19 protein-coding genes are annotated in these 20,195 nt (G+C 70.7%); 3 read left to right on the forward strand and 16 right to left on the reverse strand.

Annotation, left to right across the window (positions count from 1 at the left end):
- The first annotated feature begins 268 nt into the window (after positions 1-268).
- A complete protein-coding gene (gene murA / locus WJM95_RS12170; protein ID WP_339129611.1) occupies positions 269-1,609 on the forward strand; it encodes a UDP-N-acetylglucosamine 1-carboxyvinyltransferase in 1,341 nt (446 codons plus the stop codon).
- 242 nt (positions 1,610-1,851) lie between these two features.
- Here murA and WJM95_RS12175 read toward each other — a convergent pair whose 3' ends face one another.
- The 6 genes from WJM95_RS12175 to WJM95_RS12200 form a co-directional block, all read right to left on the reverse strand.
- Positions 1,852-2,133, reverse strand: a complete 282-nt coding sequence (locus WJM95_RS12175; protein WP_037619258.1) for an HU family DNA-binding protein — start codon at positions 2,131-2,133, stop codon at positions 1,852-1,854.
- Between the two features lie 374 nt (positions 2,134-2,507).
- Positions 2,508-3,941 carry an NAD-dependent malic enzyme gene (locus WJM95_RS12180; protein WP_339129612.1) on the reverse strand — a complete coding sequence of 478 codons (1,434 nt, stop codon included), beginning with the start codon at positions 3,939-3,941 and terminating at the stop codon, positions 2,508-2,510.
- Positions 3,942-4,425: 484 nt separating this feature from the next.
- Positions 4,426-6,816, reverse strand: coding sequence for a UvrD-helicase domain-containing protein (locus tag WJM95_RS12185; RefSeq protein WP_339129613.1), 2,391 nt, complete (start codon positions 6,814-6,816; stop codon positions 4,426-4,428).
- Between the two features lie 85 nt (positions 6,817-6,901).
- Entirely contained in the window at positions 6,902-7,687 is a 786-nt protein-coding gene (locus WJM95_RS12190; RefSeq protein WP_339129615.1) for a zf-HC2 domain-containing protein, read from the reverse strand.
- A 38-nt stretch (positions 7,688-7,725) separates the two neighbouring features.
- Positions 7,726-8,256 (reverse strand): sigma-70 family RNA polymerase sigma factor, encoded by a 531-nt coding sequence (locus WJM95_RS12195; RefSeq protein WP_037619265.1) that lies wholly within the window; start codon positions 8,254-8,256, stop codon positions 7,726-7,728.
- A 226-nt stretch (positions 8,257-8,482) separates the two neighbouring features.
- Positions 8,483-9,076: an ABATE domain-containing protein gene (locus tag WJM95_RS12200; RefSeq protein WP_339129618.1), complete on the reverse strand. Its 594-nt coding sequence runs from the start codon at positions 9,074-9,076 to the stop codon at positions 8,483-8,485.
- Positions 9,077-9,293: 217 nt separating this feature from the next.
- On the opposite strand from WJM95_RS12200, the gene WJM95_RS12205 reads away from it, so the two are divergent.
- Positions 9,294-9,848 (forward strand): anthrone oxygenase family protein, encoded by a 555-nt coding sequence (locus tag WJM95_RS12205; RefSeq protein WP_339129619.1) that lies wholly within the window; start codon positions 9,294-9,296, stop codon positions 9,846-9,848.
- Here WJM95_RS12205 and WJM95_RS12210 read toward each other — a convergent pair.
- The 3 genes from WJM95_RS12210 to WJM95_RS12220 form a co-directional block, all read right to left on the reverse strand.
- The gene (locus WJM95_RS12210; protein WP_339129620.1) at positions 9,797-10,948 is read right to left on the reverse strand and encodes a uroporphyrinogen-III synthase; all 1,152 of its coding nucleotides are present in this window, start codon (positions 10,946-10,948) and stop codon (positions 9,797-9,799) included. The genes WJM95_RS12205 and WJM95_RS12210 overlap by 52 nt on opposite strands.
- 122 nt (positions 10,949-11,070) lie before the next feature.
- The gene (locus WJM95_RS12215; RefSeq protein WP_339129622.1) at positions 11,071-12,453 is read right to left on the reverse strand and encodes a nitrate/nitrite transporter; all 1,383 of its coding nucleotides are present in this window, start codon (positions 12,451-12,453) and stop codon (positions 11,071-11,073) included.
- A 200-nt stretch (positions 12,454-12,653) separates the two neighbouring features.
- Positions 12,654-13,049, reverse strand: coding sequence for an SgcJ/EcaC family oxidoreductase (locus WJM95_RS12220; protein ID WP_339129623.1), 396 nt, complete (start codon positions 13,047-13,049; stop codon positions 12,654-12,656).
- A 141-nt stretch (positions 13,050-13,190) separates the two neighbouring features.
- Here WJM95_RS12220 and WJM95_RS12225 point away from each other — a divergent pair, with 141 nt between their 5' ends.
- On the forward strand, positions 13,191-14,303 hold the full coding sequence (locus tag WJM95_RS12225; protein ID WP_339129624.1) for a sigma-70 family RNA polymerase sigma factor: 1,113 nt from the start codon (positions 13,191-13,193) through the stop codon (positions 14,301-14,303).
- Between the two features lie 15 nt (positions 14,304-14,318).
- Here WJM95_RS12225 and WJM95_RS12230 read toward each other — a convergent pair whose 3' ends face one another.
- The 7 genes from WJM95_RS12230 to WJM95_RS12260 form a co-directional block, all read right to left on the reverse strand.
- Positions 14,319-15,134 carry a hypothetical protein gene (locus WJM95_RS12230; RefSeq protein ID WP_339129626.1) on the reverse strand — a complete coding sequence of 272 codons (816 nt, stop codon included), beginning with the start codon at positions 15,132-15,134 and terminating at the stop codon, positions 14,319-14,321.
- Positions 15,135-15,197: 63 nt separating this feature from the next.
- Complete coding sequence (locus tag WJM95_RS12235) at positions 15,198-16,193, reverse strand: hypothetical protein (protein ID WP_339135501.1); 996 nt, start codon at positions 16,191-16,193, stop codon at positions 15,198-15,200.
- A gap of 35 nt (positions 16,194-16,228) precedes the next feature.
- On the reverse strand, positions 16,229-16,831 hold the full coding sequence (locus WJM95_RS12240; protein WP_339129628.1) for a hypothetical protein: 603 nt from the start codon (positions 16,829-16,831) through the stop codon (positions 16,229-16,231).
- A 232-nt stretch (positions 16,832-17,063) separates the two neighbouring features.
- Positions 17,064-17,750, reverse strand: a complete 687-nt coding sequence (locus tag WJM95_RS12245) for a hypothetical protein (protein WP_339129629.1) — start codon at positions 17,748-17,750, stop codon at positions 17,064-17,066.
- A 19-nt stretch (positions 17,751-17,769) separates the two neighbouring features.
- A complete protein-coding gene (locus WJM95_RS12250) occupies positions 17,770-18,390 on the reverse strand; it encodes a hypothetical protein (protein ID WP_339129630.1) in 621 nt (206 codons plus the stop codon).
- A 94-nt stretch (positions 18,391-18,484) separates the two neighbouring features.
- On the reverse strand, positions 18,485-19,744 hold the full coding sequence (locus WJM95_RS12255; RefSeq protein WP_339129631.1) for a putative T7SS-secreted protein: 1,260 nt from the start codon (positions 19,742-19,744) through the stop codon (positions 18,485-18,487).
- Positions 19,741-20,058 carry a hypothetical protein gene (locus WJM95_RS12260; RefSeq protein ID WP_339129632.1) on the reverse strand — a complete coding sequence of 106 codons (318 nt, stop codon included), beginning with the start codon at positions 20,056-20,058 and terminating at the stop codon, positions 19,741-19,743. The genes WJM95_RS12255 and WJM95_RS12260 overlap by 4 nt, the downstream gene beginning before the upstream one ends.
- Positions 20,059-20,195: the final 137 nt, after the last annotated feature.

Consider the following 20,195-nt stretch of genomic DNA (forward strand, 5'->3'; position numbering starts at 1 on the left):
CCCGCACATTCCCTTCATGTGGGGAGCCAATACGCGTACGGGAGTGAATGCAGCTCAGGGCGCAACGAAGCGTTGCCCGCGCACACTCGCAACGGTGACCCCGTGTACCCGGCGGTGGACGGTTCGTGTTGTGGCCAAGCCATGACCCAGCCGAGTCCTGCTCGGGCTTCCTGCACCGGGGTGGGTGGCCATTACCCTTGCTGTTCGGCTCCCGTACGACCGGCCTGCCGACGACCCACCGTGCCCAACTCATCGGAACGCGAGATACATGACCGTCAACGACGATGTCCTGCTTGTCCATGGCGGAACCCCGCTTGAGGGCGAGATCCGTGTCCGCGGTGCGAAGAACCTCGTACCGAAGGCCATGGTCGCCGCCCTGCTGGGCAGCGGACCGAGCCGGCTGCGCAATGTTCCCGACATCCGCGACGTACGTGTCGTACGCGGGCTGCTCCAGTTGCACGGTGTGACCGTCCGTCCGGGTGAGGAGCCCGGTGAGCTGATCCTCGATCCCTCGCACGTCGAGAGCGCGAACGTCGCCGACATCGACGCCCACGCGGGCTCGTCGCGCATCCCGATCCTCTTCTGCGGCCCGCTGCTGCACCGGCTGGGCCACGCCTTCATCCCGGGCCTCGGCGGCTGCGACATCGGCGGCCGGCCGATCGACTTCCACTTCGAGGTGCTGCGGCAGTTCGGCGCGAAGATCGAGAAGCGGGAGGACGGCCAGTACCTGGAGGCCCCGCAGCGGCTGCGCGGCACCAAGATCCAGCTGCCGTACCCGTCGGTGGGCGCGACCGAGCAGGTGCTGCTGACCGCCGTCCTCGCGGAGGGTGTCACGGAGCTCTCGAACGCGGCCGTGGAGCCGGAGATCGAGGACCTGATCTGCGTCCTTCAGAAGATGGGCGCCATCATCGCGATGGACACCGACCGGACGATCCGCATCACCGGTGTGGACTCGCTCGGCGGCTACACCCACGCGGCCCTCCCGGACCGCCTGGAGGCGGCCTCGTGGGCTTCCGCGGCGCTGGCGACCGAGGGCAACATCTACGTCCGCGGCGCCCAGCAGCGCTCGATGATGACGTTCCTGAACACCTACCGCAAGGTGGGCGGCGCCTTCGAGATCGACGACGAGGGCATCCGCTTCTGGCACCCGGGCTCGCAGCTCAAGTCCATCGCGCTGGAGACGGACGTCCACCCCGGCTTCCAGACGGACTGGCAGCAGCCGCTGGTCGTGGCCCTGACGCAGGCCACCGGCCTGTCGATCATCCACGAGACGGTGTACGAGTCCCGGCTGGGCTTCACGTCCGCGCTGAACCAGATGGGCGCGCACATCCAGCTCTACCGCGAGTGCCTCGGCGGCTCGGTCTGCCGCTTCGGCCAGCGCAACTTCCTGCACTCCGCGGTCGTTTCGGGCCCCACCAAGCTCCAGGGCGCCGACCTGGTCATCCCCGACCTGCGCGGCGGCTTCTCGTACCTGATCGCGGCGCTGGCGGCGCAGGGCACGTCCCGCGTCCACGGCATCGACCTGATCAACCGCGGCTACGAGAACTTCATGGACAAGCTCATCGCCCTGGGAGCGAAGGTCGAACTGCCGGGCAAGGCGCTCGGCTAGGCAGCGGCGTCCCCGCCCACCCCGGCCGGCCGCTTTCCGGCTGGGGGTCCGGGGGGTCACCCCCCGGGCAGGCACAGCATGGACAAGCTCATCGCACTGGGAGCGAAGGTCGAACTGCCGGGCAAGGCGCTCGGCCGTGTACGACGATGGGGCGGCCCCCCTGAAAGGGGCCGCCCCATTGGCGTTGCTGGGCCTTGTACGTCTCCCGCGTCCCGTGTCCGGGGGAACGTACCGGCGCCGGGCTAGTTGCCCTTGGCGGCTTCCTTGAGCTTGCTGCCCGCGGAGACCTTCACGCTGAAGCCGGCCGGGATCTGGATCGGGTCGCCGGTCTGCGGGTTGCGCGCGGTGCGAGCGGCACGGTGGGTGCGCTCGAAGGTCAGGAAGCCGGGGATGGTCACCTTCTCGTCGCCCTTGGCGACGATCTCGCCGACGGTCTCGGCGAAAGCGGCCAGAACGGCGTCGGCGTCCTTGCGGGTCACCTCGGCACGGTCGGCCAGCGCGGCCACCAGCTCACTGCGGTTCATGTTGTTACTCCCGTGTTCTTCTTGCTGTTGAGGCGTGCCACGCGGCGGAGCCGCATATCGGGCACAGTGAAGCCGATGCTGCCAGGGTCCTCGGTCGGCTCCCGGACCCGGGTCCGTGGCCAGACCGTCGCGCCCGAAGACGCATCCTGCCCCCACCTGCGGCGGGAAAGCCAATCCGGCACCCCTGGGAGTCACACGAACACCCTTGGGGGTCACACGAAGAGGCCCCTGCGAGGCCTGAGCCTGGCCGCCACCCTAGAGGCGGCCACAGGCCCCGCGTTCCGCGACGCGCCGGGTTCCGGGCGGTCGTGGCGCCCGTCACAGACGGGAGGACGGCCCGTACGGCACGGGCGCGATGCCCGGCTCGGCCCGTACTACGCGCTCGTGTTGGCCGCGTCCGCCGCCCCCGCCGCCTTCGCCGCGTCGCGCACCGCTCCGGCGACCGCGCCCGCGACCTTGTCGTTGAAGACGCTGGGGATGATGTAGTTCGGGTTGAGCTCGTCCTCGGTCACCACGTTCGCGAGCGCGGTCGCGGCGGCCAGCATCATGTCCGTGTTGACGGTACGCGACTGGGCGTCCAGGAGGCCACGGAAGACACCCGGGAACACCAGGACGTTGTTGATCTGGTTGGGGAAGTCGGAGCGGCCGGTGGCCACAACTGCCGCGGTCTGGCGGGCGATTGCCGGGTCGACCTCGGGGTCGGGGTTCGCGAGCGCGAACACGATGGCGTTCTCGGCCATCGAGGCCACGTCGTCGCCGTCGATCACGTTCGGGGCGGAGACACCGATGAAGACGTCGGCGTCGCGCACCGCCTCCTTCAACGTGCCCGTGAGGCCTTCGAGGTTGGTGTTGTCGGCGATCCAGCGCAGCGGCGAGTCGGCGGCGGCGTCGACGAGGTCGGCGCGGTCCGCGTGGACGACACCGTGGATGTCGGCGACGACGGCGTGCTTCACACCCGCGGCGATCAGCAGCTTGAGGATGGCCGTACCGGCCGCTCCCGCACCGGACATGACGACCCTGATGTCGCCGATCGCCTTGCCCGCGACGCGAAGTGCGTTGGTCAGGGCGGCGAGGACGACGATGGCGGTGCCGTGCTGGTCGTCGTGGAAGACGGGGATGTCGAGGGCCTCGCGCAGCCGGGCCTCGATCTCGAAGCAGCGCGGCGCGGAGATGTCCTCCAGGTTGATGCCCGCGAAGCCGGGGGCGATCGCCTTGACGATCTCCACGATCGCGTCGGTGTCCTGGGTGTCGAGGCACAGCGGCCAGGCGTCGATGCCGGCGAAGCGCTTGAAGAGGGCCGCCTTGCCCTCCATGACGGGCAGCGCGGCCATCGGGCCGATGTTGCCGAGGCCCAGCACCGCGGAGCCGTCCGTCACGACCGCAACGGAATTGCGCTTGATGGTGAGGCGGCGGGCGTCCTCGGGGTTCTCGGCGATCGCCATGCACACCCGGGCCACACCCGGGGTGTAGATCATGGAGAGGTCGTCGCGGTTGCGGATCGGGTGCTTGGACTGCATCTCGATCTTGCCGCCGAGGTGCATGAGGAACGTACGGTCCGAGACCTTGCCGAGGGTCACGCCCTCGATCCGCCGCAGCTGCTCCACGATCTCGTCGGCGTGCGAGGTGGAACTCGCCGCGATGGTGACGTCGATCCGGAGCTTCTCGTGGCCGGACGCGGTCACGTCGAGGCCGGTCACCGAGCCTCCGCTGGACTCCACGGCCGTCGTGAGCTGGGAGACCGCGGTTCCGCTCGCGGGCACCTCCAGCCGGACCGTCATCGAGTAGGAGACGCTGGGCGCCGTTGCCATGGCCGACTTCCTCTGCTGTTCACCGAGTCACTGCTTGTGCCGTCCGATCGTCGCACCTACCCCTGAGTACGCGGTAGTCGCCCCGGATTGCGAACGTTTTGTTCGCGGGGTGGTGTCGTTTTCGGAAAACGGATTCCACTCTACGAGAGTGGCCCGGGTGACGAAAGAGGCCCACGTCACGGATGACGTGGGCCTCTTCCGGTCCCTCGGGAGGGACGACGTTCAATGACACCGACCCGCCATGCTCGCCTCGCGGCAAGTGGTCGCTCGTGGCGACGAAGGTTGGGCCCGGGGGCTTGGATCGGGCCGGTGTCACGTCAAAGGTAACAAAGGATTCCCGTAGAGCAATTCCCGTCCCGGGAGTTCTTTTCGGCCGGGACGGGACGCGGGGCCGACGGGGCCGCCGCCCCCTGGCCGCGGGGCGGTCGGCGCCCCTGGGCCGGACGGGCGACGGCGGGCGCGTCTCCCCCGGCCGCGGGGGACGTCAGTCCCGCAGGAGGTCGGGGACCCCGTTCGGGTCGGGTTCGTCGCGCTCGCTGGAGACGACGGTCAGCTGCTGCGTGGCCCGGGTCAGGGCGACGTACAGCACCCGCAGTCCGGCGGGCGACTCGTCGGCGATCTCCGCGGGCGAGACGACCACCGTCGCGTCGTACTCCAGACCCTTGGCCTCCAGGCTTCCCAGGGCCACCACACGGTCCCCGAGCCCGGCGAGCCAGCGGGCGGCCTCCTCGCGCCGGTTCATGGCGACGACGACGCCCACCGTGCCGTCGACCCGGTCGAGGAGATGGGCGGCCTCGGCGCGCACGGTCTGCGCGAGCGAGTCCCGTACGACCGCGAACCGGGGCTCGACACCCGTGGACCGTACGGCGGACGGGGACTCGGAGCCCGGCATGGCGAGCGCGAGGACCTTGGCGGCCAGCTCGGCGATCTCCGCCGGGTTGCGGTAGTTGACGGTGAGGGTGAAGCGGCGTCTGGGGCGGGTGCCGAGCGCCTCGTCGCGGGCCTCGGCGGCCTCGTCGGGGTCGGACCAGGAGGACTGGGCCGGGTCGCCCACGACCGTCCAGGTGGCGTGCCGTCCGCGCCGGCCGACCATCCGCCACTGCATGGGCGTGAGGTCCTGCGCCTCGTCGACGATGACGTGGGCGTACTCGGTCCGCTCCTGGGCCAGCCGCTCGGCGCGCTCGCGCTGGGTCTCCTCGCGCACCGGCATCAGCTCCTCCAGGCCGGTGAGCTGGTCAAGCGGGTCCAGTTCGCGGCGCTTCCTGGGCCGGGCGGGCGCCCCGACGATCGCCTCCAGCTCGTCGAGCATCGCCACGTCGTGCACGGAGAACCCGTCCCGCTTCAGCGAGCGCGCCACCCGGCGGACCTCGCCGGGGTTGAGGATCCGGCGCGCCCAGCGCCCGAGGCGCCGTTCGTCGGCCATGGCGGCCAGCACCCCGCGCGGGGTCAGCTCCGGCCACCAGGCGTCCAGGAAGGCCAGGAAGCTGTCCTCGGAGGTGACGTCCTCGTCGAAGGAGGACCGCAGCTCGGCGGCCAGCTCCGGGTCCGCGTGCCGGGTCCCGGCGCCCGACTTCGACCACAGCGCGTCCAGCAGCAGCCTGCGGGCCCGCGGGCGCAGCAGGTTGACCGGCGCGGTCCCGCCGAGCGCGTTGTGCTTGATGCGGTCCAGTTCGGCGGACTCCAGTTCCAGCCGGCGCCCGAAGGCCACGACCCGCAGCCGGGTGGGCGTGCCCGCGGGGGCCGCGTCGGGCTCCCCCAGGGCGAGCTGGCCGGACGTGCCTCCCGCGGGCGCGGCCGGGCTCTCCAGCGCCCCGCGGGCCGCCTTCCGCAGCACCTTCAGCATCCGGTACGAGCCCTTGGCGCGGGCCACCGCCGGGGAGTCGTACAGCGTGGCGGCCACGCCGTCGACGAGCGAGCCGATCGCGCGGATCGCGACCTGGCCCTCCTCGCCGAGCGAGGGCAGCACGCCCTCGGTGTAGGCGACGAGCAGCGGGGTCGGGGAGACGATCAGGATGCCGCCCGCGTACCGGCGGCGGTCCTGGTAGAGGAGGTAGGCGGCCCGGTGCAGGGCGACGGCGGTCTTGCCGGTGCCGGGGCCGCCCTCGACGTAGGTGACGGACGCGGCGGGCGCGCGGATCACCAGGTCCTGCTCGGCCTGGATGGACGCCACGATGTCCCGCATGGTGTGGCTGCGGGCCTGCCCGAGCGCGGCCATGAGCGCGCCGTCGCCGATGACGGGCAGCTCACGGCCGTCGAGGGAGGCCTTCACCTGCGGGCGCATGAGGTCGTCCTCGACCCCGAGGACCCGGCGGCCCTTGGAGCGGATGACCCGGCGGCGCACGACCCGGCCGGGGTCGACCGGGGTGGAGCGGTAGAACGGGGCGGCGGCCGGCGCCCGCCAGTCGATCACCAGCGGGGCGTACTCGGCGTCCAGGACGCCGATACGGCCGATGTGGAGCGTCTCCGCGATGTCGGCGGTGTTGTCCTCGCGGACGGCCCCCTCGGCGGGTTCCACGGCCGTGTAGGCGCCGTCGGGCCCCTTCACGCCGTCCTTGCCGCGGAGCAGGTCGATCCGGCCGAACAGGAAGTCCTCGAACTCGTTGTTGAGACGGTTCAGGTGGATTCCCGCGCGGAACACCTGGGCGTCCCGCTCCGCGAGCGCCCCCGGCGTGCCGACGTGACCGCGCTGGGCGGCGTCGTGCATGAGGAACTCGGCCTCGTGGATCTTCTCCTCGAGGCGCCGGTAGACCCGGTCCAGGTGCTCCTGTTCGACACCGATCTCACGGTCCCGTACGGAGTCGTCCTTGACGGATTCGTCCGGTACGGATGTGCGGACCGAGTCGAGCGCGGTTTTCTGCTGAGCCTGAGCGGCCACCGGGCGCCCCCTTCTGACGTGCTGGGCAGCCGTCAACCGTACGCGAAGGGAGGCCCGCCGGGCTACGTGCGCGCCCGGAGTCCGCTCATGCCTTCACCTCGACCAGGCGCTTCCCGCCGAAGGTCATGACCTCGAAGTGGTCGATCTGGTTCGGCGTGAAGGCCGCGCCGCCGTGGACGTAGAGCGGCTGCTTGGCCTGCTCGGTCTTGGCGTTGGGCGTGCCGTAACCCCACTCGGGGACCGACCAGGACGTGACCGTCTCGCGCTCGCCGTTCTTGCCGACGGCGATCAGGGAGCACTTCTCGGGGCCCGTGACGTTCTTGAGCTGGAGGACCGCGTGGGTGCCCCAGTCCTTCGGCTCGATCGCGACGACGGCGCTGACCTTGGTCTTCGGGTCGGTGGCCGACGACTTGTCGGTCATGACCTGGAAGGCGGCCTTGGCCGGGCTGGTGGGCATCGCCTGCGGCACGTTCGTGCCGGTGTCGCCGCCGCCGTTGACCGCCATGACGGTCAGCGGGCCGCCGATGATCAGTGCGGCCGCGGCCGCCACCAGATACATGCCGCGGCGGCGCTTCTGGGCGCGGCGCGCCGAGACCTCGTCGACCAGCCGCTCCGCGAGCCGTGGGCTCGGGCGGGCCGAGAGGGACTCCGCGATGGCCGGGCTGCCCTGCGAGGCGGGAAGGTCGGCGAGTGCCGCGAGCATCGGTTCCATGCCGGCGAGCTCGTCGAGCTGCTGGGCGCACCACTCGCAGGAGGCGAGATGCTCCTCGAAGGCGGTCGCCTCGATGTCGTCGAGAATGCCGAGCGCGTAGGCGCCGACAGTCTCGTGAATGTTGTCCCCGGACCCTTGCTGTCCTCGTGGACCTTGCATGGCTCCCGGACCACCTGTTCCGTAACCCCCGTACGTGTTCATGCCGTCACCCCCCGCTCCTCAAGAGCCAGCTTCATCGACCGAAGGGCGTAGAAAACCCGTGAGCGCACAGTGCCGCTGGGAATGCCGAGCGTTTCGGCCGCCTCATTGACGGTACGCCCTTTGAAGTATGTTTCGACCAGTACTTCCCTGTGAGCAGGGGTCAGGTCGTCCAGCGCGTCCGACAGTGTCATCAGCCACAACGCCTTGTCGATCTCGTCCTCCGCGGGGATGACCTCCAGCGGCGACGGGTCGACCTCCTGAGGCCGGGCCTGCCGGCTGCGGTGGCCGTCGATGACGATGCGCCGGGCGACCGTCACCAGCCAGGGGCGTACCGAACCGGTCGCTCGATTGAGCTGGCCGGCGTTCTTCCAGGCCCGTATGAGTGTTTCCTGCACGACATCCTCGGCGCGCTGCCGGTCTCCGGCCACCAGGCGCAGCACGTAGGCCAGCAGGGGCCCCGCGTGTTCCCGGTACAACGCACGCATCAGCTCTTCGTCGGGTTCGGTCGACGAAGACTGCTGAGACATGCGATGTCGGGCCCTTGGCCTGTGTTCATCAGCCACGGCTGAATCCTTGCGCACGCCTACCTCCGGTGTCCGGGGGTTCCCCCAGTCGGTCGCTCATCACCGGGTACGTGTGCTGGTACGCGGGTGTTCAAAGTGTTCAGTATTTTTTCTGGTGAAGATGTGTAGACGGCGAAAAGAATGCGCATCGATCACGTCGAGTCACGTGTAAATCACGCACAGATGTGATTCAGGCGCGTGCCAGGGCGGCCCGGCGCCGGTGGCGGGCCACGCGTTCCCGATTGCCGCACACCTCACTTGAGCACCAGCGTCGGCGTCGGCCGCGCGAGGTGTCGAGATAGACGATCGGGCAGTTGTCACCCTCACACTGTCTCAGACTCGCACGCGCTTGCGGGTCGGTGAGCAGGTCGAGGGCGTCCCGGGCCACCACGGCGAGGAGTTCACCGCAGTACGGCGGGGTGCGCAGCCCCGGCCGCAGCGAGCCGTCGTCGGCACGCACGGCCCACGGGACGGGCGGAGCCGCCAGGGCCGCGTGGTTGACGCGGGCGAGCGCGCCGTCGGCGGGCCGCCCGTCCAGTTCGCCGCGGACCAACTGGGAGACGTGTCCGCGCAGTTCCCGGAAGCCGAGCAGCCACGAGGCGTCCACGGCGGCCAGTGCGGTGCCCGCGGGCACCAGTCCCGAGGCCAGGACCCAGGCGCTCAACCGGGCGGCCGAGTCGAGGCGTTCCTCGGGATGGGTGGTCGCCGTCAGGTCCAGGCAGATCCGCCCGGAGTCGAACCGCAGCTCGTACGAGGCCGTGGCCGTGGCCGTGCCCGATGCCATGCGCCTGTCACCGCCTTGGGGTCACCTGCCGTGGTACCCCCTACAGTGCATCCCCGGACGCCCCGCCGGAAGACTCGGCACCGGTCCCGTACCGGATGCGTGCCGGATGCGCACCGGGCGTCCGGCGTTTCCGGCCGGACGCGCCGTGGACTCCCGCGTATGCGGCCGCGCTCCTCGGCCATGTCCCCTTCTCCGGGGCGCCGGTTGACTGGGGGACATGACGGACAACAGCACGGAGCGAAGCGGCCCCGCCGCCGCGGTACTGGGTGCGGCGACGGTCGCCACGGGCCTGATCGCCGGGGTCTTCTACGTCTTCGCCTGCGCCGTGATGCCGGCGCTGGCGCGCAGCGACGACCGGGTGTTCATCGAGGTCATGCAGAACATCGACGAGGTGATCCAGAACCCGGTGTTCCTCCTGGGCTTCCTCGGCGCGCTGGTCCTGACGGCGGTCGCCGCCTGGCAGTCGCGCGGCGCGCCGGACCGGTGGTGGGTGCTGGCCGCGTTCATCGCGTACACGTTCGCGTTCGCGGTCACCGTGACCGTCAACGTCCCGCTCAACGACGCCCTCGCGGACGCGGGTCCGCCCGCCCGGATCACCGACCCGGCCGCGGTGCGCGACCGGTTCGAGGACACCTGGGTGGCCTGGAACGTCGTACGGGCCGTGTCGTCGACGCTCGCCCTGGCCTGTCTCGCCGCCGCCCCGCTGCGGCACAGGCGGCCTCAGGCGTCGGCGTACTTGGCGTCCGCGGCCGGGTCGAGCGCCAGCCGGTAGCCGCGCTTGACGACGGTGTGGATCAGCTTGGGCGCGCCGAGTGCCGTGCGCAGCCGGGCCATCGCGGTCTCCACGGCGTGTTCGTCACGGCCGGACCCCGGCAGCGCGCGCAGCAGTTCGGCGCGGGCCACGACCCAGCCGGGCCGCCGCGCGAGGGCGCGCAGCAGCGACATCCCGGCGGGCGGCACGGGCCGCAGCGCCCCGTCCACCACGACCGCGTGGCCCCGGATCTCCACCTGGTGCCCGGCGATGGGCAACGTCCGCGCCCGGCCGGGCAGTTCCTGGCAGAGCAGCTGTACGAGGGGGCCGAGCCGGAAGCGTTCGGGCTGGACGGTGTCGAGGCCGGCGGCCTGGAGCGGCAGCGCGGTGACCGGGCCGACGCAGGCGGGCAGGACGTCGTGGCGCAGCGCGGCGAGGAACTCCGCGCGCAGGCCCCGCTCCTCGGCCCGGGACAGCAGGGAGGCCGCCGCGGGCGCGCTGGTGAAGGTCAGCGCGTCCACGCCACGGGTGAGGACCGCGTCGAGCAGGCGGTCGACGGGGGCGATGTCCTCGGGAGGCATCCACCGGTACACGGGCACGAGGACGACCTCGGCGCCGGCGGCGCGCAGCGACTCGACGAACCCGGGCAGCGGTTCACCGTGCAGCTGTACGGCGATACGGCGGCCGTCCACGCCCTCGTCGAGCAGCCGGTCGAGCACCTCGGCCATCGACTCGGAGGACGGCGACCACTGCTCGGTCAGCCCCTGGGCGCGGACCGCGCCCTTGACCTTGGGTCCGCGGGCGAGCAGTTCCACGCTCCGCAGCCGTGCCAGCAGTTCCTCGCCCAGGCCCCAGCCGTCGGCGGCCTCGACCCAGCCGCGGAATCCGATGGCGGTGGTGGCCACCACCACGTCCGGCGCGTTGTCGACCAACTCCTTGGTCGCGGTGAGCAGTTCGCCGTCGTCGGCGAGGGGCACGATCCGCAGGGCCGGCGCGTGCACGACGGTGGCCCCGCGCCGCTGGAGCAGCACGCCCAGTTCGTCGGCCCGGCGCGCGGCCGTCACCCCCACGGTGAACCCGGAGAGAGGCCCGTGTCCGGGTCGCTGCTGTTCGTCGTCCATGGGTTCTCGTCTCGCGCTCGTCGAGTCGTCGTACGGGTCTGTGCTGTCGTACGTCGTGGCCGGTCCGAGCCTGTCAACGGACCGTGACAGGCTCGGATCAAGGCGATGTCGGGCGTGTTACGTCATACCTCGGCGTAGCTGAGCTGGGCCTTCGTCTCGGCGGCGGTGGTGTCCGCCGGGGTCGAGGCGGCCGGGCGGCGAAGGTATACGGCCCAGGTGACCGTGAAGGCGACGGCGTAGAAGGCGAGGAAGGTGACGAAGGCGCCGGTGCCGGATCCGGAGTCGAGGAACGACTGGCGGAAGGCGAGGTTGATGCCGACGCCGCCGAGCGCGCCCACCGCGCCGATGAGCCCCATGGCGGCCCCGGAGAGCCGCCGTCCGTGGCGAACGGCCTCCTCCCCTTCGAGGCCCGCTTCCGCGGCCTTCTTCTGGAAGATGCCGGGGATCATCTTGTACGTCGACCCGTTGCCGAGTCCGCTGAGCACGAAGAGGACCACGAAGACGGAGACGAACAGGGGCAGTGACTTCTCCCTGCCGGCGAACACCAGGACCCCGGTCGCGGCGGCCATGGCGACGAAGTTCCACAGGGTGATCCTGGCGCCGCCGTAGCGGTCGGCGAGCCATCCTCCGACGGGCCGGATCAGCGAACCGAGCAGGGGGCCGACGAAGGTGAGGTAGGCGGCCTGGAGCGGGGTGCGCCCGAACTCGACCTGGAGCACCTGCCCGAAGGCGAAGGCGTAGCCGATGAACGACCCGAACGTCCCGACGTACAGGAACGCCATGATCCAGGTGTGCGGGTCCTTCGCGGCGTCCACGGCGGCACCGGTGTCGTTCTTCACGGTGGCGAGGTTGTCCATGAACAGGGCGGCGAGGACGGCGGCCACGACGACGAGCGGGATGTAGATCCCGAGGAGCACCCGGGGCCCGCCGCTCGCGCCGATGACGGCGAGCGCCACGAGCTGGATGACGGGGACGCCGATGTTGCCGCCGCCCGCGTTGAGTCCGAGCGCCCAGCCCTTCTTGCGCAGCGGGAAGAAGGCGTTGATGTTGGTCATGCTGGAGGCGAAGTTGCCGCCGCCGATGCCGGCCAGCAGGCCGACCACGAGGAACGTGCCGAACGAGGTGCCGGGCTTCATCACCACGAACGCGGCGACGGTCGGCACGAGCAGCAGGCTCGCGGACACGATGGTCCAGTTCCGGCCGCCGAAGAGCGCGACGGCGAAGGTGTAGGGCACCCGCACCACCGCGCCGACCAGCGTCACCATCGAGGTGAGCAGGAACTTGTCGGCCGGGGTGAGTCCGTACTCCGGGCCCATGAACAGGACCAGCACCGACCACATGGTCCACACGGAGAACCCGATGTGCTCGGACAGCACGGAGAAGAGCAGATTGCGCCGGGCGGTCCGCTCCCCCCGCTCGGCCCAGAAGACCTCGTCCTCCGGATCCCATTCCTCGATCCAGCGGCCGCCCCGCGCGGGGGCCGTACTCGTGGCTGGGGCAGTCATCTCACGCCTCCATTGGTTCTCCGGGCTTGCCGACCTGCTGTTTCCCGAAGGTAGGGAGGGCGCGTTTCCGCGCTGTGGCTGTGAGTGACCTGAAGGGAACGTTGCTCTCACCCGGTGCCGGGCCCGGCGGTGAGGACGGGTCCGGAACCGGGTGAGGGTCGTGCGGCGGGCCGTGCCGTGCGGCGGGCCCGCCCGGGTGGTCAGACGGCCGCGTTGTGGTACGAGGTGATGGCCCAGGGCCCGTCGGCGCCGTCGCGGACGAGCACCCAGGTCGCCCGGTGCTGCCGGTCGGCGGGGACCTCGCTCTCCCCGTCCAGGAGGATCCCGGCCTCGCTGACGACGACGGCCGTGCCGGGGCGCGGGAAGCGGATCCGCCGGGGGTCGTCCAGCGGCCGGGATCCCTTCAGCGGTCCGGCGAACGCGGCCGCGATGTAGGCGCGGATCTCCTCGCGCCCGTCGTTGAAGACGCCCGGCATCACGACGGTCGCGTCCTCGGTGTAGAGCTCGGCGAAGGCGTCGGCGTCGTAGTCGGCCCAGGCGGAGTAGAGACGGTCGAGGACGGTCCGGACGTCCTGGCTGTCGTCGGTGCTGGTCATGATGGTTCCTCTCGCTCGATCGGGTTCGGCGCCGATATGTACTTCCGGGCCGTCGCGGACTCATCGGTGCCGGGGCGATGACTTCGGGCGGGTCCGGAGGTAGGTACCGGTGAGTGACGGGACGCGGCCGAGGAGCGGACGATGCAGGCACGTGACGGGGACGGCTTCGACGGGGACGGCTTCGACGGCGGCCACGAGGGCGCCGGGGCAATCGACGACGGCGCCGGGGCGCGCGAGAGCGACTCCGGGCCGCGCGAAGGCGACTCCGGGCGGCGCGAGGGCTTCGAGGAGCGGACGGCTCCCTACCGTCGCGAGCTGCTGGCCCACTGCTACCGGATGGTCGGGTCGGTCCACGAGGCCGAGGACCTGGTGCAGGAGACGATGCTGCGGGCCTGGCTCGCCTACGACCGCTACGATCCCGGCCGCGCGTCCCTGCGCACCTGGCTGTACCGCATCGCCACCAACCGCTGTCTGACCGCGCTGCGCGGCCGCACCCGCAGACCTCTGCCGTCGGGCCTGGTGGGCGCGCTGGAGGACCCGGGGGCGCCGATGACCCTGGGGGCGGAGGTGCCGTGGCTGGAACCGTTCCCGGACCAGGGTGCGACCGGGCGCGCCTTCGGCGCAGTGGCCGGCGATCCCGCGGGCGTGGTCGCCGCCCGGGGCAGCCTGCGTCTCGCCCTGGTCGCCGCGATGCAGCTGCTGCCCCCGCGGCAGCGGGCGGTCCTCATCCTGCGGGACGTCCTGGCCTGGCCGGCGACCGAGGTCGCCGAGGCCCTCGAAACGTCGACGGCCTCCGTGAACAGCGCGCTCCAACGGGCCCGCGCGCGACTCGGAGAGGCCGGTCTGTCGGAGGACGAGGTGACGGAACCGCCGGACCACGAGCAGCGCGCGGTGATCGACCGCTATCTGCGCGCCTTCGAGGCCGCCGACCTCGACGCCCTGCGCACGCTGCTCACCCGTGACGTCGTGCTGGAGATGCCCCCGGTCCTCAACTGGTACGTCGGCCCCGACGCCTACGTCGCCTTCATCGCCCGCGTCTTCGCGATGCGCGGCACGGACTGGCGGCTGCGCCCCACCTCGGCGAACGGCCAGCCCGCGCTGGCGGCGTACGTCCGCGTCCCGGGCGACGACGCGCACCGCCTGCACACCCTCCAGGTCTTCACGGCGGACCAGGGCGCGGTGAGCCACACCGTGGTCTTCCAACTCCCGACTGTCTTCGCCGCGTTCGCCCTGCCGGAGATCTGGGAGGACTAGCCGGCCGGACGGGATCTACCGGGGCGGCTGCGGGGGTACGGGGCCGGGCTGGGCCGGGTACGGGGCGTAGGGGCCGTACGGACCTTGGGGAGCGGGGCCGGCGTACGGGGCCTGTCCGGTGTACGGGGGCTGTCCGGTGTACGGGGACTGTTCGGCGTACGGGGGCGGTCCGGCGTACGGGGCAGGGGGACCGTACGGGGTGTAGGGGCCGTACGGACCGGTGGGCTGTGCCCCGTATCCCGCCGTCGGCGGCAGATAACGGACCCGTCCGCCCTCCTCCGTCACCGGCGCGAACCCGGCGGCACGCAGCAGCGCCGCGAACTTGGCGTTCCGCTTGCGCGTGACGACGAGACCCACGCCGAGGACGGCCATCAGCACGGCCCACAGGCTTCCGGCCACCGCGAAGGCGACGGAGCTCCCGCCCGCCCGCACCGCGAGGGCGGCACACCCCACGGTGAGGCCGAGCGCCGCGTACGTCATCCGCTTCTCGGCGTTCTTGCCGGTGAGGTCGAAGTTGATGCGGGCCTTGAGGAGTTCGAGGGCGTCGGGGACGACGGGCGGCAACGACACCCCGTCCCCCGCCTTCGGATACTGCGCCCAGTTCTGCGCGGCACGCGCCTGGGCCTGCGGGCCGGGGTCGGGCACGATGAGCATGGTGAGCGCGTTGTTGCGGCCCGCGCCCTGGCGAACATCCGCGTACTCGTAGCCGAACTGCTGCGCGATGAAGGCGAGTCGGGCCAGTTTCCGCACGGAGGCCATCGGGCTCGTGAGCTCCACCGCCTGCCCCTGGGCCATCAGCCGGAACATCTTCCGGATCTGCCGCTTGCTCACGCTTCCCCCAACTCCCCCGTCGCATGCGGGCATTCACGCCGGCGGTGGTCCCGCCGGCCGGCCTCAGCGGTTGATGGACTGGATCTCCTGCACCACGACGTCCTGGTCGGCTCCGAAGGTTCCGTCCGGGAGGTTCCGCGCGTTCGGCACACCGGTGCCCGTCCAGTGGATCTTCCAGGTGATGGTGGCCCGCAGCTTGTACGAGCCGTCGCCCGAGGAACGCAGGTACTTCACCCCGCAGGGCGGCGTGTCCCCGGCCCTGCCCTTGGCGTACGCCTCGCCGATGTGGTCGGCGTCGATCTCGCAGACGCCCGAGGCGGGATAGGTCTGCGCGTCCGCCGTGCCGGGGTCGATCTTCAGCGAGACCGGCTCCGCGGTGGTCGTCGCGCTGATGTTCAGCAGGCGAACGGAGGCGGTCACCGAGACCGGCTTGAACTCGGCCGTGTCCAGCCACGCCCACGTCGGCAGGTTCACCTTCGTCGTACCCGCGGGAGCCAGGTCCACCTTGGTCGACGGGACGCGTATCTCCCCGTAGGCGAGCTGCGCCAGCGTCTCCGGGGTGACCGCCCGCGGGATGTTCGCCGGCGGGGCCGCGCCCTTGTCGACCCAGAAGATGGACTCCGTGCAGTCCAGCGCGTGCGGGTCGCCCTCACGGCCTTCGGTGACGTACGAGTCCCACCAGTAGCCCTTGCCGGTCTTGTCCTTGTTGAAGTCCTTGGCCAAGCCGCCGTTGACGTACTTGTCCCGTTGTTCCTGGTCCCACTGGGGGCCGGTGGACTCGGCGCTCCAGATCGGCTCCAGGTACTTCTGGAGCTGGTCGGGGGTGTACTTCGGGGCGTAGTAGCAGGCGGGCGGGGTCCAGTTCCCGGAGGAGGCGGCCACCGGCCCGGAGGATCCACCGGCCCCGTTCTTGGACCGATCGAAGACTACGACGCCGGCGGTGGCCGAGAGGGTGCCGTTTCCGTCCGAGTTGCCGTGCGCCTGCGTCTGTCCGACGTTGCCGTCACCCCCGCGTCCGCCCGCGTAGGCGACTCCGGGAGTCAAGGCCACCGCGGCCATCAGCGTCGCGGCCGCCGCCGCCTTGGACACGTGCTTCACGGCTGGCATGCCTTGGCCCCCCGGTCCGAGATGATGTCCGTCGTCTGCCACACTCCCTGGCCGTTCCGGGCCAGCTTGGCGTTGTAGAGCACGTAGCTGTCCGCGGTCGTGGGCGTGTTCTTGGTCTTCTTGGTCTTCCGGTTCTTGAGGAACGACTTGCTCTCGTCCGAGCAGTAGACGACGGTCGCCGACGTACTGCCGGACAAGGTCACACGCCGGTTGAAGTACCGGGTGGTACCAACCCAGGTGTCACCCTTGTCGAGGTAGCCCTGGACATAGGTGATCGCGGCGTTGAGCGCCTTGCCGGAGTTGTAGAAGCCGAGCGGCTTGGTGTTGACGCTGCCCTGGAAGATCGCGTCGTCCATGGAGTTCACGCTGAGGGCGCTGTCCGCGAGGACGGCGTCCTTCACCGAGTCACCGGTCTTCTGATCCTCGAAGATGTTCTTGACGCCTGCGGGGAAGGTGATCTCGGGGCGCCCCGTCTGCTGCGTCGGGCTCGGGCTGGCGGAGGCAGAGGCCGTGCTGCCGCCGTCCGCGCCGGCGATCTTGTCGTTGGCCTTCGGCTTGTCGGCACCCCCTCCGCACGCGGTCAAGAGCAACGCGGCCGACGCTCCGACAGCGGCTGTGACAAACAGACGGGAACGGCGGCTCACGGCAGACTCCTGTGCGGCGTGGGGTGCGGAAGGGCACCAACACGCTAGCGGGGGCCTGTGCGACGACACCAGCGCGAATGGTGCCAAGCGAGTAACAGTGACGGACCATAGAGGGCCAAAGCGCCTCCAACTGGCCTCCAGATGCACTCGATTGGCCGACGTCGGCCCGCGATCCGGTTCACCCAGTTGCTGACCGCAAAGCCCACGGATCCTCGAAGCTGGTCAGAGCCGCGATCCGGCGGAGGATCACCCGGTACTGCTCACGGTGCCCGACCGCGGCCGTGCTCAGCGTGAGCACCGCCAGCCGCTTGCAGTCCGGATGCGGAAGATGGGCCCGGAACTGGGCCAGAGGTGTCCGGGGAAGCCCCTCCACGGCCGCGGGGATCTGCACGCTCTCACTGAACGTCGCTGGTCCACACGGAAGTTCGGCGTACTCGATGAGCGCCCCCGCGCCGAGCCCGCTCACCGCGCGTGCGGCCGTCACCGCGCGCGGCGCCACCGCCGTGGCGCGCCAGGAGACGGTGAAGAACGACAGCAACGGCGAGCCGTCGCGCCCGACGCCCTCGCCGACGTCGTCCCGGTGCAGCCCGATCGAGCAGTGCACGGTTCCCTCCTCCCGCAACGCGCCGAGCAGTCGCCGCCCTTGGGTGAACCGGTCGATAAACCGCTGCCGCGCCAGCTCGTCGGGAGCGGACCGGAGGAACGGATCGAGGGCGCTGCGCAACTCCTCCGCCGCCGGGGAATTTCCTGCGGGGAGCAGCGCGTCGAGGGGAACGGCGGTGAAGCCGGCCGGTTCCGCGAACCAGATCTCGGCCTCGGGGTCCTCGGCCGAGTCCGCGACGGTGAAGTGGTCAGCCGTGGTCATCGAATCCTGCCGGGTGCGGTCAGTGGGGACGCGCGTGCGGGCGCACCGCGTCGGGGACGTGGGCTCCGGAACGGCGCGCGCGTTCGAGGGCGTCGGGGCTCGCGTTCCAGTCGGTGGGTTCGATGCCCCGGCGTCCCGTGGCCGTGCGCTGATACAGCAGGTGGAGCCGCTTGGGCGCCTTTCCGTTGCGGGCCGGAGCCGCGACGACGGCGATGAAACGGGGGTCGCCCGCGAACCAGAGCGGCTCGATCTCCGCCTTCAGTTCCGGTTTCGTGCGGGCGGTGCCGAAGCGGCGCATCCACCAGAAGGTGCGCATCCCGGAAAGGAACAGCAGCGGAATCCGCTCCCCCGGCTCCTCGGGGTTGGGCAACTCCAGCCACATCTCGTCCTCTTGCACCCCAGGATGCCGATTCCGCCCCCGGGGAACACCGTCCAGAACCTGCCAGGGGTACTCCCAGAGAACACGCTGAATCTGAACAGAGGGCCGAATGTAGGCGAGTTGGAGGACCGCCCGGAAGGTGGCATAGCCCAGTAACGGGACGAAGAGCAGGGTGTATCCCGGGGACAGATAGACGACCAGGAAGGCCAACGCGCCTACCCAGAGAGCGATCCAGCCCACGAAACGCAGAACGATCATCACGAGGTGCAGTACAAAGGCTCTTCTGGTCGGGGGGTGATCCCACGCAGTCGGGTACTCGGTGGGGGTCATGTGACGCCTTTCCTCTGTTCGGAAGTCAGAAGACATGACGGGCGAGATTGACGAGCCCTCCGGCATCAAGGCCGAGCCTGGCGCCATCGATACCCGCCACCGAGCCGTCCTTGATCCCGTCGTCGTCGGTGTTCACAGTGCTCAGGGCGAGGCCGAGGCCTGCGGTGCCGACCCCGACCGAGGCCGAGGTGACCTCGATCCCTCTCGTGATCTGTGCCGCTCTGGCGCCACGAATCGTAAAGCCGAGCAGCGCATTGTCCAGGCTCGAAATGGACTTCGCGTGCTCCATGGTGCTGCTCCCCGTACGGATGATCCGTTGGCCGAGCGAGAGAGCATCACCCGTCTCGCTCGCAGCGCGAAGCCCAACCGCCGCGCCTTTGCCCACTGCGGCAATTCCGGGAACCATTCCGAGAGCGTCACCCCCAACAGTCACGAGGTTGCTCCAGAAGTCGGTGTCGAGCTCGCCCTTGGCGAAGCCGTCTCTCAGCGATGCCCACACCGTGGGGTCCTCAGAAACTCGGATAGTCAGCGCCGCCGCGCTGAGCGCCGACGCAGCCAACAGCAACACCGCAGCCAGCGTCCCTCCCGAAACAACGAACAACGCGACCAACCCGATCACGGCCCCCAGCGTGCTCAGGATGTCCGGGAGGTTCTCGGTGATCCAGTCGAGTGCCGAGTCGAAACAGCCCGGTTCATGGGGCGCCAGCTTCTTCGTGGCGTCGCGGATCCTGCCCGCCCGAAGCCGGGCCCGGTTCTCGTGTTCCCCGGCGAGTTCGCGGGCCTTGTGGCGAATCCCCCGCAGGGCCTCCTCCGCCTCCTCCACCGCCGACTTCGCCTTGGTCAGCGCCTGCCGCGCCTCGTCGTGCGCGGCGCCCTTCCCGTGCAGGTCGGGACTGTCCCCCGCCTTCGTGGCGTGCCCCTTCGCGCGGTCCACGGCGTCCTGTGCGTCCCTCGCGTCCCCTTCGAGTCGCTTCGCCCGCCGCTGGAAGTCGTCCAGTTCGCCTTCCCAGCGGCCGAGTTGCCCGGCCGCCCTGCGGATGGAACGAGCCGCGTTCTTCAGGTTCGACGGCAGCGGCCCGCCGTCGAGCTGCTCGCGGAAGGCGACGGCCGCGTCGCCCTTCCAGTAGCTGCCGTCCATCAGCCGGGTGACGAGCCCATGCGCCTCTTCGAGAACGGCCGCGCACCCGGTGAGCTTGTCGCGCAGGCCGCTCACGGTCTCCGTACTGCCGGGCACCGGGTCGAACCCGAGATGGGGGTACTCGGGGCCGGGGACGCGCGGGGTCACCTCGTACCGCCGCCCCCGCCGTGCCCGGCCTTCCCCAGGGCCTGCTCCAGGGCCCTGTCCACCTCGCGGTAGCCGTCCCGGCTCTTCCCGATGATCCGGGCCAGGTCCTCGGTCTGTTCACCGATCCGGTCGGCGCCGTACTTCCAGTCGCCCTGGAAGTCCTCGCAGGCACGGTCGAGATCGTCCGTGCCCAGACCGGTGACCGTCGCGTCCTGCAACGCCCGGCGAAGGCCCCGCAAGGACTCGGTCGACGCCCTGAGCATCTTCATGAAGTGGGACAGCTCGTCGCCGTCCACGGCCAGCCGCTCCGCCACGCCCTCCACCTCTCCCGGATCTCGGCGAGTGCGCTGTGACGCTAGCCGGAGCCGGCACGGCCGTTTCGGGACAAAGGGTGCCGGGAGGCCGTGGAGAGGGGGTCATAAAGGTGCATACAGTGACGAACTCTTCCCCC

It is taken from the genome of Streptomyces sp. f51 (assembly GCF_037940415.1).
Taxonomy (GTDB): Bacteria; Actinomycetota; Actinomycetes; order Streptomycetales; family Streptomycetaceae; genus Streptomyces.